Annotated in this window: 10 protein-coding genes and 1 pseudogene; 10 read left to right on the top strand and 1 reads right to left on the bottom strand. The window is 36.5% G+C overall.

All coding sequences use genetic code 11. The features are described 5' to 3' along the window. Window positions 1-78: 78 nt before the first annotated feature. Window positions 79-618 carry a LysM peptidoglycan-binding domain-containing protein gene (locus A5880_RS05185; protein ID WP_086331266.1) on the bottom strand — a complete coding sequence of 180 codons (540 nt, stop codon included), beginning with the start codon at window positions 616-618 and terminating at the stop codon, window positions 79-81. 717 nt (window positions 619-1335) lie between these two features. On the opposite strand from A5880_RS05185, the gene A5880_RS05180 reads away from it, so the two are divergent. The 10 genes and pseudogenes from A5880_RS05180 to A5880_RS05145 all read left to right on the top strand — a co-directional run bounded on the left by A5880_RS05180 (window position 1336) and on the right by A5880_RS05145 (window position 13509). After that, on the top strand, window positions 1336-2667 hold the full coding sequence (locus A5880_RS05180; RefSeq protein ID WP_086331267.1) for a dihydrolipoyl dehydrogenase family protein: 1332 nt from the start codon (window positions 1336-1338) through the stop codon (window positions 2665-2667). Between the two features lie 255 nt (window positions 2668-2922). Beyond that, window positions 2923-4170 carry an MFS transporter gene (locus tag A5880_RS05175; RefSeq protein WP_086331268.1) on the top strand — a complete coding sequence of 416 codons (1248 nt, stop codon included), beginning with the start codon at window positions 2923-2925 and terminating at the stop codon, window positions 4168-4170. Between the two features lie 393 nt (window positions 4171-4563). Beyond that, window positions 4564-5037, top strand: a complete 474-nt coding sequence (locus tag A5880_RS05170) for a glutathione peroxidase (protein WP_086331269.1) — start codon at window positions 4564-4566, stop codon at window positions 5035-5037. Window positions 5038-5405: 368 nt separating this feature from the next. Then, window positions 5406-5545, top strand: a pseudogene (locus tag A5880_RS16160) (DUF3788 family protein); the annotation flags it as partial. Window positions 5546-5675: 130 nt separating this feature from the next. Continuing rightward, entirely contained in the window at window positions 5676-5762 is an 87-nt protein-coding gene (gene kdpF / locus A5880_RS16155; RefSeq protein WP_086331270.1) for a K(+)-transporting ATPase subunit F, read from the top strand. Beyond that, window positions 5759-7441, top strand: coding sequence for a potassium-transporting ATPase subunit KdpA (kdpA, locus tag A5880_RS05165; RefSeq protein WP_086331271.1), 1683 nt, complete (start codon window positions 5759-5761; stop codon window positions 7439-7441). The genes kdpF and kdpA overlap by 4 nt, the downstream gene beginning before the upstream one ends. 19 nt (window positions 7442-7460) lie before the next feature. Then, a complete protein-coding gene (kdpB, locus tag A5880_RS05160) occupies window positions 7461-9521 on the top strand; it encodes a potassium-transporting ATPase subunit KdpB (RefSeq protein WP_086331272.1) in 2061 nt (686 codons plus the stop codon). A 36-nt stretch (window positions 9522-9557) separates the two neighbouring features. Then, the gene (locus A5880_RS05155) at window positions 9558-10088 is read left to right on the top strand and encodes a potassium-transporting ATPase subunit C (RefSeq protein WP_086331273.1); all 531 of its coding nucleotides are present in this window, start codon (window positions 9558-9560) and stop codon (window positions 10086-10088) included. A gap of 77 nt (window positions 10089-10165) precedes the next feature. Beyond that, on the top strand, window positions 10166-12826 hold the full coding sequence (locus tag A5880_RS05150; protein ID WP_086331274.1) for a sensor histidine kinase: 2661 nt from the start codon (window positions 10166-10168) through the stop codon (window positions 12824-12826). Further along, window positions 12826-13509: a response regulator transcription factor gene (locus A5880_RS05145; protein ID WP_086331275.1), complete on the top strand. Its 684-nt coding sequence runs from the start codon at window positions 12826-12828 to the stop codon at window positions 13507-13509. The genes A5880_RS05150 and A5880_RS05145 overlap by 1 nt, the downstream gene beginning before the upstream one ends. Window positions 13510-13558: the final 49 nt, after the last annotated feature.

Genomic DNA, 13558 nt, shown 5'->3' with positions numbered 1-13558 from the left:
AAGGAACGCCCCAGTTTTCCTTTTATAAATAACACACGTGATTGTTTGGATAACTGTATGTAAGGGCTGAATAGTTAATTACTTTAATGATAATACTTGACCGATATAAACAGTTGAATCAGTCAAATTGTTTTTAGTCATTAATTCTTGAAGCGAAAGTTTATTTTTTTCGGCAATACCTGAAAGTGTGTCTCCAGATTGTACTGTATAAGTAGTGGCTGCAGGAGTCACTACAGGTTCTGCCGAAGGTTCGGTTTGTTGCTCAACAGCCTGTGATGAAGGCGTTGTTTGATTAGGCTGAACAGAATTTTCAGTGATTGACTCAGGCTCTTGCGCTGTGCTTACTTGAGTAGAGTTTTCTTTTACAGGTACATTGTGCTCTGTTTTAGCAACGGATGAAGGTTGTGTGTTTGTTCCTTGCGCTTTGTCAATTTGGCTGACATGTTTTTCTATAGTACTCAATCGTTCTTCTTGTTTAGAGTTTGCTTGGAAGTTTAAAAACAGTAACATGCCCAAAGCAAGCGTATTTATCAATAACAATAAAATAACAAGTACGATCGATGATTTTGATGACGACGAAGGTCGTTGTTGTTTACGTCTTGAGTATTCTTTTTCCAAAATAGGTTCACTCCTTTCATAAAAAATTCACGAGAGAAATACTGTAAAACAAAGCATTATTAGTATATCACACTGTTATAGCACTCTCCAAGAGGAATTTTAATGGGAAGTAAAGCGGTCAACTTTTTTTGAAAAAAATATGAAATAAAAAAACGAGTAAATTTAAAAAAAACAGGTCACAATGACAAATTTTGAAAAAAATAGTTCTATCTAATCTGTAACTTTGGTAATTATTTTATTTATATGTATTTTTATTTATAAAAATCATTCGATTTTTTTTTGATTTTCCTGTTTAATGAGCCTATAAAAATTAGAGGTTGTTGAAAAACTTGAATTTTATAGCTTGTTTCAGAGAAAAGGGATGATTGTATTCATGAAAACCATGATTTTCAGTTGCGAGATTTATTCTAAATATCATTTTAACTTCTTTATTTTAAAAGATTCAATCGTAGGTATTTTTCTCATCACTTGCTATAATGAATTTGTATTGTAAGATCTAGAATCATGCTTGATCGGTGTGTGATTAAACAGATAGGTATCTACTTCGCGGGCCAGCACCACTGGGGTATAAATATGAATCTACGGGCGTATCCTAGCCACCTGAAAATCGAATAAACGGTGGGAAAAAAGAAACGCCTTCGGAACTAAGCTTCTATCCAAGTCTTCAGTCAGAGCAGAAAGAGCCCATTATGCTTTTATTATAAGGAGGATATGCACATGAAACGATTTGAGATCATCATTATCGGCAGTGGACCAGGGGGGATGGCCGCTGCTTACGATTTGAAAGAGGCAGGAAAAAGTGTTGCTGTAGTAGAAGCCGACTTGTGGGGAGGCACTTGTCCTAATAGAGGCTGTGACCCCAAAAAGATTTTATATGGAGCTGTTGAAGCTAGAGATATTCTACTTCAATTAGAAAAAAAGGGATTTAATACAGTCCCTAAAATTAACTGGTCAGATTTGATGACTTTCAAAGAGACCTTTACTCAAAAAGTACCAGTGGAACAAAAAGAGGGGCTAACCAGTATGGGGATTCAAACAATCACTGGGAACGCAATATTTAAAGATAGTCACACGATTACAGTTGGTAATCATGAGTATCAGGCGGACAAGTTTATCTTAGCAACGGGCCAACGTTCAGCTATAGTAGATATTCCGGGAAAAGAACATTTTGGTACGAGTACTGATTTCTTGAGTATGAAGAAGTTACCTAAAAAAATCGCTTTTGTTGGCGGTGGATATATTTCACTTGAATTGGCGAATATTGCAAATAGTTGTGGCAGTGAAGTGCATTTGATTCATCATAATGAACGACCCTTAAAAGAGTTTGATGAGGAATTGACTAAAGAGTTGCTCGATCATTTAAAAAGTCGTGGGGTTCATATGCATTTCAATGAATCTGCTGAGCTACTTACTAAGCCAAGCGATCAAATCAATATTACTTTGACAAGCCAATCAATATTGTCAGTCGACCGTGTCTTTTGCGCAACGGGGAGAATACCCAATGTTGAAGGGATGAATTTGGAAAAAATAGGTGTGGGCTATACTCCTAAAGGAATTAGTGTTAATGAATATTTGCAAACAACCATAGAAAACATTTATGCATTAGGAGATTGCTTACAAAAAAAACAACCGAAATTAACACCAGTTTCTAGTTTTGAAGGCAGGTATCTCGCCCAACTTCTTACCGGACGATCGCAAGAGAAGATCAAATACCCTGTGTTGCCAACGATCCTTTTTAACTCACCGAAACTAGCTCAAGTTGGCTTAACGAATAAAGAGACATTGGAGAATGAAAAATATAAAGTTCAGGCATTCGATTTATCTCAATGGTTTACATATAAACATTTCAATGAACCTTTAGCCAAAGCTAAGATTGTTACTGAAAAAGCGACTGGTCAATTGGTAGGAGCGACTGTGTTGGGAAATGAAGCGGATCAATTGATCAATCTATTTACTCTAATGATCAATCAAAAATTATCATCTGAGAAGATCAATAAGATGATTATGCTTTATCCAACGGTTGGGAGTGATTTGAGTTATCTTTACTGATAAAAAGCTATAAACGCTAGATTTATTGATGCGTTTATAGCTTTTTATTTTAAAGGTTGACTTGTATGGATAGCTAAGTAATAATAGGATAATTATATCAAGACACGTAGCAGTTTCTCAAGAAATGAACCAATTCATAAATAATATTTATCGATTGTATAAAAATAAAGCATTAGATATTATAAACATTTCTTTTTAAACTATAGATAGTGAACAACTGAACAAAGTTGATTTTAAATAGCTAGGAGAATTAGGATGGAAGCAAAGAAAAAAAACTATACCCCTTTGATCGGCTCTTTATATACAAATTTCATTTTCCAAGGGATGGCGGCAATTATTTTATCTCAAAATCTTCATGCTTTGATGGATAATTGGCAAGCGACTGTGCAGCAGGTTACTTTGGTAATTAGCGGTATTGGTTTGGGGCGTGTGCTGATTTTGTATTTTGCTGGATATTTTTCAGATAAATTTGGACGTAAGAAAACGGTACAGTTGGGCATCGTTAGCTATTTGATCTTTTTTTTAGGCATCCTGATTAGTCAAAATTATTTACAAGGACTCTTTTTTGCTTTATTTGCTGGATTTAGTAATGCGTTTTTAGATACAAGTACGTATCCGACGTTGATGGAGGCCTACCCAAATGAAAAGGATAATAGTTCTCTTAGTGTGTTGAATAAAGCGTTTATTTCTTTAGGACAATTTATTTTGCCGCTGCTTACTCGTTTTATGTTGGATCACGAAATTTATTTTGGGCTTGTTTTTATTGGTTGTGCATTAGGCTTGTTTATTAATTTACTTTATATTTCTAAACTAGGGTTTCCAGACAGAATGCAAGTAGATGAGTCCACTTCTAAAATAGTCGTAGAAGAGAAGCCGATTACTGAGAAAAAACAACCACTATTTAAAGTTGAGGGATTGGCGCTACTGGTTTTCAGTTTTACTTGTGTGTCGACGTTTAATATCTTTATTTTGTGGGTTCCCACTTTTGCTGAGTCATTAAATCTGATGAATCACTCGAATAGCCTAGTTTTGGTTAGTGCGTATAGCATAGGATCATTTGCGTCAGTCTTTTTAACATCCCTGATTGTAAAACGAGGTGCTGCGCCGACAATATTACTTGTCTGGTGTACCTTAATTTCATTATTCTTGTTGATTGGAATGACTCTTTTTCCTAGTATACCAATGTTTTTGGTTGGCTCAATTGGTATCGGTGTCTTTGCTGCAGGAGGGATTTGGCAATTAGGGTTAGCGGTATTGCTGGAGTTGTTTTCAAAAGGCAAAGGGCGAATCACTAGTTATTATTCAATTGCGACATCTGTTTCGGTGATGATTGTTCCTTATATTACAGGGCAATTGGAAAAGATCAATGTATCAATGATTTTTGGCTTAAATATTGTTTTAACAGCTATCGGTTTCGTTGCATCAGTAATTATTCGGTATCGTTATAAAAAGGTAATGAGTGAGTGGAAAGAAATGGTTGAATTAAAAGAGATTGTTGATTGATTTGTAAAAAAGTAGGCGGAGGAGACAAACGTGTTCAGTTCCGATAAATAAGAGGGAATTCACGACAATTACTTAAAAAAATTTTGTGAATTCCAGCTTATTTACGAAGCCTTCAACTAGCATTTAGAAATTGATGTGATCGAAGCGTAGTAGCTGCTTTTTTGCCGTTTATTCGGGTTTTGGGTGTCTAAGATATAACTTGTAGAGTTATGTCCTAGACACTTACTTTTTTGACTTTGGTGGATAAGGAATTTATTAATGGAGGGGATTTGGTAGGTTATAGGCATTTTTTTAAAAGAAAAAAAGCAAATGAAGAAGTCTGTTTCCTTGACGAGAAACGATCAACTAGCTACTATTTTGGTAAAGATGAGTAACATGAGAGGAAGATAAAGCATGAGTATTTATGATTATCAGGTGAAAACAACAAATGGTGAGACTGTTTCACTAGAAAATTATCGAGGAAAAGTGCTTCTGATCGTGAATACAGCGACAGGTTGTGGATTTACACCTCAATATGAAGGGTTAGAAGAACTGTATAAAAAATATCGTGAGCAAGGTTTTGAGATTTTAGATTTTCCTTGTAATCAATTTGGCAATCAAGCACCTGGGACAAATCAAGAAATCAGTGATTTTTGTCAATTGACCTATCAAACAACCTTTCAAACGTTTGGAAAAATTGATGTAAATGGTGAAAATGCGGATTCGTTATATCATTTTTTGAAAAGTGAAAAAGGTGGTCTTTTAGGCGGTGCCATTAAATGGAACTTTACTAAATTTTTAGTCGATCGTAACGGACAAGTCATAAAACGATTTGCACCGACAGTAGAGCCAGAAAAAATTGCTGGAGATATTGAAAAATTATTGTAAGAAATACTTTTTTATTCTTGTTATTAATGAGGAGCTCATGGTATAATTATTTTGCTAAGAATGAACATAAAGAGTAAGCCCCTGGAGAGTGCGATCTCCAGGGGCTTTTTGGCTAATGTCGCCTTATTTTCTGTTACTTCTTGTATTTGTTCGTTAGCCAAAGCTCAAATAATGAGAGCAATAGTCCAACAAGAAGTTGGCAGACAAATGCTATGAACATAAAGAGGACACCTCCTTTCAGTCGCAAGACTGTTAGATAGGCGACAAAATAAGATACGCTAAACGGAGTCTAAATCCATTATTTTAGTGAATGAAAAAGTAAAAATTTTTTCATGAAGAATAAAAGTGAAGAAAATCAATTCTATTAAAAGAGGACGAGACAAAAGTGTTTAGCTCCGAGAAATAAGAAGGAATTCACGAAAATTGCTCTTCAAATTTTTGTAAATTTCAGCTTATTTCCGAAGGAGCTGCTTTTTTCTCGCCGTTTATTCGGATTTTGGGTGTCTGAGATATAACTTGCAGAGGTATGTCTCAGACACTTTTTTAGCGTATAAAGATTGTATAAAGAAACAGACGTAACTTTAACACTATCTTTATATAAAATTTGATATCATACTCTCATCAAATGAAGGAGAGGAATGTCGATGACGATTATTTCTGGAATTATTGCAGTATTACTGCTAGTTTACTTATTTTATGCACTATTTTGGGGGGAGCAACAGTGAGCGCTATTTTTATTCAACAAGCTATCTTTTTTATTGTCTTAATCGGTTTAGCGATTCCGCTAGGCTTTTATATTCATAAAGTGATGACGGGGCAAAAAACAATACTGACTAAAATTATCCGTCCGCTAGAAGAAATAATCTATCGGTTTTTAGGAACGCCAGCTCGTAAAGAAATGAATGCCAAACAATATGGGCTAAGCGTGTTGTTTTTTAGTTTCTTTTCATTGATTGTGCTAATGGCGATGATGTTAGGACAAGGTTTTTTACCTTTAAATCCAGAGAATTTACCTGGAACAAGCGTATCCTTAGCCTTTAATACAGCAGCAAGTTTTGTGACGAATACCAACTGGCAAGCCTATGCAGGAGAAGATACTTTGTCGATTTTTACTCAAGCATTCGGTTTAACCGTTCAAAACTTTGTTTCGGCAGCAGTAGGAATTGCAGTACTCTTTGTTTTATTAAGAGGATTTACCAATCGGACGACAAAATATATTGGGAATTTCTGGCAAGATTTAACCAAAATTACATTATATATCTTATTGCCGCTTTCATTCATCGTTTCATTGATTTTGATTTCTCAAGGAGTCGTTCAAACCTTTGCTGGTTCAGTTGAAACAAGTAGTTTGGAATTAGGCGAAAAAATCTTTTTACCTTTAGGAACAGTTGCCAGCCAAGTAGCAATCAAACAACTTGGAACCAATGGTGGTGGATTTTATGGTGGGAATTCTACCTATCCATTTGAAAATCCTAACCTAATTAGTAACTTTGTGGAAAATATATCGATTTTATTGATTCCAGCAGCGCTGATTGTTGCTTTTGGTTTGTTTGTTAAAGAGTGGAAACAAGGCAGAACAATTATGATCGTTTCACTAGGCTTTTTAATCGCCGCAATGATTGGTGTAACATTGAGTGAGTATTATGGACCTGAATTTACTCATGTACTTGGTCGAATGAACTTAGAAGGAAAAGAAATGCGTTTTGGTATTGGTTGGTCAAGTCTGTGGGCAGTTAGTACGACCGCGGCTTCTAATGGATCGATCAATGCGATGCTAGATAGTTTTATGCCCCTTGGCGGATTAATTCCAATGTTTCTAATGCAGTTAGGTGAAATTATTTTCGGTGGTGCAGGTAGTGGCTTATATGGTATGATCGCGTTTATTTTATTAGCGATTTTCATTGCTGGTTTATTGGTTGGACGGACGCCGGAATATTTAGGCAAAAAAATTGAACCTTTCGATATGAAAATGGTTTGTTTAGTGATTTTAACACCGCTTCTTTTAACGCTGATTGGAACGATGCTCTTTATCTTAAATCCGCAAGCAATGAGTTGGCTGACAAATTCAGGCCCTCATGGTTTTTCTGAAATTTTATACGGCTTCTCTTCATTAGCAAATAATAACGGGAGTGCTTTTGCAGGGTTGACTGCAGATACCACATTTTTAAATTTTCTAGGTGGCGCGATTATGATCCTTTCTCGTTTTATTCCTATGCTAGCGATAATTTACCTTGCCTCTAACTTAGGGAAAAAGAAAATCGTTGCAACAGGTTCGGGTACACTCTCAACAACAAACGCTACATTTGTGACAATGTTGATTATTGTTATTTTGGTAATTGGAGCATTAAGTTTCTTACCAGCGATGGCGTTAGGTCCAATTGCAGAACATTTCATAACAAAATAAGAAAAAGAAGGGGATTCTTTTGAAAAATACGCAAAACAAACGCAGTGTTTATATGGATGCATTTGCATCTTCTTTCAAAAAACTTGCGCCAAACATTCAAGTCAAAAATCCAGTGATGCTGGTGGTTTACACAGGAGCAATTTTAACAACAGTTCTTTATGTATTAACATTTTTTGGTTACACTGATGCGAATCCGTTCTTTATCTTAGCAATCGCTGTTATTTTATGGTTGACGATTTTATTTGCCAATTTTGCAGAAGCGATCGCAGAAGGACGAGGCAAAGCACAAGCAGAAAGTTTGAAACAAGCCAAAAAAGACGTAACAGCCCATAAAGTGAACGCTTTAGAGGATGTTAAAAAGAAACAATTTATTCAAATCAAATCGTCTGAATTAAAAAAAGGTGATCTGGTTTATGTCGCAGTTAACGAGCAAATTCCGATGGATGGAGATGTAGTTGACGGTGCTGCTTCTGTTGACGAAAGTGCTATTACGGGTGAGTCCGCTCCAGTTATTCGTGAATCAGGTGGTGATCGTAGTGCTGTGACAGGTGGTACAACCGTCGTTTCCGATTATCTAGTCATCAAAGTGACTGCTGAAAACGGTGAATCTTTCTTAGACAAAATGATTTCAATGGTGGAAGGTACCGAGCGGAAGAAAACACCAAATGAAATTGGTCTTCAAATTATTTTGATTATGCTGACTATTATCTTTCTAGTCGTTTCGGCAACGTTATTGCCATTTACTCAGTTTTCAAGTGAGTTAGTTGGCACAGGTTCTGCACTATCGTTAACAGTGATTATTGCTTTACTTGTTTGTTTAGCGCCAACGACGATTGGTGCCCTTGTTTCTTCTATTGGAATTGCTGGGATGAGTCGTTTAAATAAAGAAAATGTAATTGCGATGAGTGGTCGTGCGATCGAAGCTGCTGGTGATGTAGATATTTTGTTGTTGGATAAAACAGGAACCATCACATTAGGGAATCGTCGTGCGAGTGAATTTCTTCCGGTAACAGGTGTGAAAGAATACGACTTAGCTGATGCTGCGCAGCTCTCTTCGTTAGCTGATGAAACAGCAGAAGGTCGTAGTATCGTTATTTTAGCCAAAGAAAAATTTGATATCCGTGGACGTGAATTAAAGGATGTAGACGTTGAATTTATCGAGTTTACAGCTAAAACACGGATGAGTGGAATTAACTATCAAGGCGCTGAAATCCGCAAAGGCGCTGCCGATACTATGAAACAATACGTAGAAGAAAACGGCGGTATCTATCCAGAAGAATGCGACACAATCGTTCAAAGAGTGGCTAATGAAGGCGGAACGCCTTTAGTTGTGGTAAAAAATAATCAAGTATTCGGTGTAATCTACCTAAAAGATATTGTAAAAAATGGTGTAAAAGAAAAATTCGATGACATGCGTAAAATGGGCATCAAAACAATTATGATTACAGGAGATAACCCTATGACCGCTGCGGCAATTGCAGCCGAAGCAGGTGTAGATGATTTCTTAGCTGAAGCAACACCAGAAAATAAAATGAGTTTGATTCGTGAGTACCAAGAAAAAGGACATCTTGTTGCAATGACAGGAGATGGTACGAACGATGCGCCAGCATTAGCACAAGCTGATGTAGCGGTAGCGATGAATACAGGAACCCAGGCAGCGAAAGAAGCTGGGAATATGATTGATTTAGATTCTAGTCCAACTAAATTAATTAGCATTGTAAAAATTGGAAAACAATTATTAATGACTCGCGGTGCACTAACAACGTTTAGCATCGCCAACGATATTGCAAAATACTTTGCGATTATCCCTGTGTTGTTTTTCAGTATTTATCCTGCATTAGATGCCTTAAATATTATGCGATTAACTAGTCCGACAACAGCAATTTTATCAGCGATCATCTATAATGCATTGATTATTATCGCGTTGATTCCATTGGCTTTAAAAGGGGTTTCGTATAAAGAAAAACCAGCCAGTCAAATTTTACGTCATAATTTATTGGTTTATGGATTAGGCGGTGTCATTGCACCGTTTATCGCGATCAAACTGATTGATATGTTTTTGACATTGATTTTGTATTAATTAATTCCTTACACTTTTAAAATAGGAGAGAAAACCGTGAAAAAGATAATGATTGCGTCATTAAAAAGTATTTTATTATTCACTCTATTGTGTGGTGTCGTTTATACGGTAGCAGTGACAGCTGTTGGACAGATCGTTTTTTCTGCACAAGCAAATGGTAGTTTAATAAAAAAACAAGAAGCAGGAAAAAACGTTGTGATCGGCTCTAAGTTAATCGGCCAAACCTTTACAGGAGAAAAATACCTTCACGGACGTTCTAGTGAAGTTAGCCAGTTATCTCCTGTTTCAAAAGAACAAAAACAGCGAGTTGAAGAACGCGTGAGAAAAAGCAATGCAACTGCTGTTCCTGTTGATTTAGTGACAGCTTCAGCTAGTGGTGTTGATCCTGAAATTTCTGTAGAAGCAGCACTTTTCCAAAGCGAACGAATTGCAGCCGCTAGAAATATGAAAAAAGAGGATGTCCGTGCTATAATCAAACAAAACATTACTGGCGTAAAAATTGGCGGGATAACTTCACAACGTGTGAATGTTTTAGGAGTCAATCAAATGCTGGATGAATCTAAATAAATGATAGGATTAGAGATGACTCCTTCAAAAAGAGGACACTCTCTATTCCTAATTTTTGAATAAAGGATGGAGCAAAAGTGGAAGAGGAACGTTTAGATCCAGAACAACTTTTAGCAAAATGGAAAAAGAACGAACAAAGCCTGAGGTCTGGAAGACTGAAGGTTTTCTTCGGTTATGCGGCTGGTGTAGGAAAAACCTATGCGATGCTAAAAGAAGCACACGAACAACAAAGTGAAGGAAAAAAAGTGTTGATTGGCTATGTTGAACCACACGCTCGACCAGAAACCCAAGCCTTGGTCAGCGGGTTACCAACATTGCCTACTAAAACCTATGAATATAAGGGGATCAAAATCAATGAGTTTGATGTGGATGCGGCATTACAAGAAAAACCAGAGCTTATTTTAGTCGATGAGTTGGCACATACAAACGCTGTCGGCGCCAGAAATCGCAAAAGATACCAAGACATTGAAGAATTATTAAAAGCAGGAATCGATGTGTATACAACCGTTAATGTTCAGCATATCGAGAGCTTGAATGATGTGGTTGAACAAGTCACAGGAGTACATATTTCTGAAACGGTACCAGATACTTTTTTTGAAACCAGTTCACTAAAAGTTGTCGATATCGAAACAGAAGAATTATTGGATCGACTGAAACAAGGAAAAATTTATCACTCAGAAAACGCTAGAAAGGCAATGGCTAATTTTTTTACGTCTGATAATTTAACGTTATTAAGAGGCTTAGCGATTCGTAAAGCGTCGGATCATATTAATACAACGAACCAACAAGAAACACAAAAAAGCACAGGAATTCATTCCAAGTTACTGACTGTAATTGATGAAAAGAATCCAGATATGACAAAAAAATGCCTGCGCTGGACGGCACGTCTAGCTCAAGCGTTAGGGACAGAATGGATTGCATTAGAAATTTTAGAAGACACATCGGAACATGCAGAATCTGAAAATTCAAAACTAGCGGCTAAACTTGGCGGTGAGGTGGTCACATTAGAAAGTGACAATCAACGAGAAACTATTATTCAGTATGTCAAAATGCGGGGAGTCACCGATTTAGTGATGGGCAAAATCATCAATCGCTCTCGTTTTATTCGTCTGTATCGTCCAGATTTAGAAGATGAACTCATCGCTTTTATACCTGATGTAGATATTCACTTAGTTCCATATCAATCAAACAAATATTTGTTGAATAAATACGCAACAAAGAAAAAAAATCTCAAAAGCATCTTTACTTGGCAAGACTTTTATATGACTGTAGGATTACTTACTTTAGCAACAATACTTTCTGAATTAGGTTCATATTTTCGCATCGGGGATCAAAATTTGATTTTGATCTATATTATGTTTGTTTTGTTGGTCGCCAGAGTGACAACTGGGTACTTATGGGCAGCCTTGTCATCGATTGCTAGTGTATTGATGTTTAATTGGTTTTTTGTTGAACCTCTCTACTCGTTAACCGTCTATAAACAAGGTTATCCGTTAACGCTGATTTTTATGCTCTTAGTCGCTTTATTAGTCAGCAATTTAATGATGCAAATCAAAAAGCAAGCCTTCTATGCTATGAAACGAGAACATCAGCTAGAAATTCTATATGAGCTGAATAAAAAATATTTAGTTACCCATGACCAAAAGGAAATATTGGCAACAACGGCTGACTATTTATCAACGATGTTGGATCGGGAAGTTGTCCTTTACGGAGAAGAAGAACTGAAAAATCCGTCAGGCGCGCCAATTAAAGGTCCTTTAAGAAGCTTGGAAGAATTGGCGGTAGCCAACTGGGTGTTTGTAAACCAAAAAGAAGCAGGTTATGGAACAGATACATTGATGGGAGCGAAAGCTCTTTATTTACCAGTATTATCAAATGGCCTGACTTTAGCTGTTATTGGGATTGAAAAAAGTAAAGAAAATCCAATTACAGATGAAATTATCACCTTCTTAGACTTGATTTCTACCCAATTAGCTCTAGCCATAGAACAAAATAACTTGACCTTAGAACGTCAACAAATTCTATTTGAAAATGAGAAAGAGCGTATGCGAGGCAATTTATTACGAGCAATTTCCCATGATTTGAGAACGCCGCTGACAGGGATTTCAGGTTCTGTAGAAACGATTTTAGACGATCACGAAGCAACAAAATTACCAGAAGAAACCAAACGGAAACTGCTTGTTGGAATCAAAGACGACGCCAATTGGTTGATTCGGATGGTGGAAAATCTACTTTCGATCACTCGTATTAATGAAGAGACCATGAAAGTTGCAAAAAGCAAAGAAGCTGTAGAAGAAGTTGTTTCATCAGCGATTCAACGTATCAAAAAAAGCTATCCTAAAAGTGAAATTAGTGTCACCTTACCAGAGGAATTTCTGTTTGTTCCAATGGACTCAATTTTAATTGAACAAGTCTTATTCAATTTAATGGAAAATGCAATCCGGCACTCAAATAGTCGTTCCCCTATTTTTGTGACTGTTTCAGCGAATGATAAAGAAGTGTCGTTTGAAGTAGCTGATCAAGGAAAAGGATTGACCAATGAGCAAATTAAACTGTTATTCGACGGTATGAATAAACAAAACACACCTGTTGATTCTAAAAGTGGAATGGGAATTGGTTTATCCATTGTAAAAACAATTATTATGGCTCATGATGGCACACTAAATGCAACCAATCGAGCACAAGGCGGAGCCGTATTTACCTTTACATTACCCTGCGAAAGAAAGGAGCAACTATAATGGCGACAATTTTAATTATTGAAGATGACCATGTGATTGCAGAATTTATAGGTGCTGTTTTAGAAAAAGAAAAACATGACATTCGTTTAGCTCATTCAGCTCTAGAAGGATTATCAACTTTTCGGATGTGGCCAGCAGATTTGATTCTCCTCGATTTAGGGTTGCCAGATCAAGATGGGATTGAAATCTTAAAGAAAATTCGCGAAACCTCAGCTGTCCCAATCATTATTATTTCTGCTCGTGATCATGAACATACCAAAGTTGAAGCACTAGATCTCGGTGCCGATGATTACATTACAAAACCTTTTGGGACACCGGAATTACTTGCGAGGATCAGAACAGCTTTACGGCATGCTGTAACTGGAACGAATGCCCCAGAAATCAAGAAAATCATCAATGGCGAATTATGTATTGATAGTGAAAATCACATAGTCAGTAAAGCTGGAAAAGTCATTCACCTCACACCGAATGAATATAAAATTATTCAAGTACTTGGGGAAAATGTAGGAAAAGTGTTGACCCATACGTATATTTCTCAAAAAGTTTGGGGACCATACAGTAATGAGAGTCAGACACTACGAGTGAATATGTCTAATATCCGAAAAAAAATTGAAGACAATCCTGTCGAGCCAGAGTATATTTTAACTGAAATTGGCATTGGCTACCGCATGTTGGAAAAGTAATGATCACAAGTATAGAAAAAAATACACTGTTCTAGAGAAGAGGGATAAG

Origin of the sequence: Enterococcus sp. 4G2_DIV0659, assembly GCF_002140715.2 — a bacterium.
GTDB lineage: Bacteria > Bacillota > Bacilli > Lactobacillales > Enterococcaceae > Enterococcus_L > Enterococcus_L mansonii.
Note: the sequence above shows the minus strand (reverse complement) of the source record. Positions and strands in the feature narration are given on the sequence as shown.

What these genes read in the sequence shown, in the direction of transcription:
- kdpF (WP_086331270.1), top strand. Translation starts at nt 5,676, where the DNA reads ATGTCGATGACGATTATTTCTGGAATTATTGCAGTATTACTGCTAGTT.
- A5880_RS05145 (WP_086331275.1), top strand. Translation starts at nt 12,826, where the DNA reads ATGGCGACAATTTTAATTATTGAAGATGACCATGTGATTGCAGAATTT.
- A5880_RS05170 (WP_086331269.1), top strand. Translation starts at nt 4,564, where the DNA reads ATGAGTATTTATGATTATCAGGTGAAAACAACAAATGGTGAGACTGTT.
- A5880_RS05175 (WP_086331268.1), top strand. Translation starts at nt 2,923, where the DNA reads ATGGAAGCAAAGAAAAAAAACTATACCCCTTTGATCGGCTCTTTATAT.
- A5880_RS05180 (WP_086331267.1), top strand. Translation starts at nt 1,336, where the DNA reads ATGAAACGATTTGAGATCATCATTATCGGCAGTGGACCAGGGGGGATG.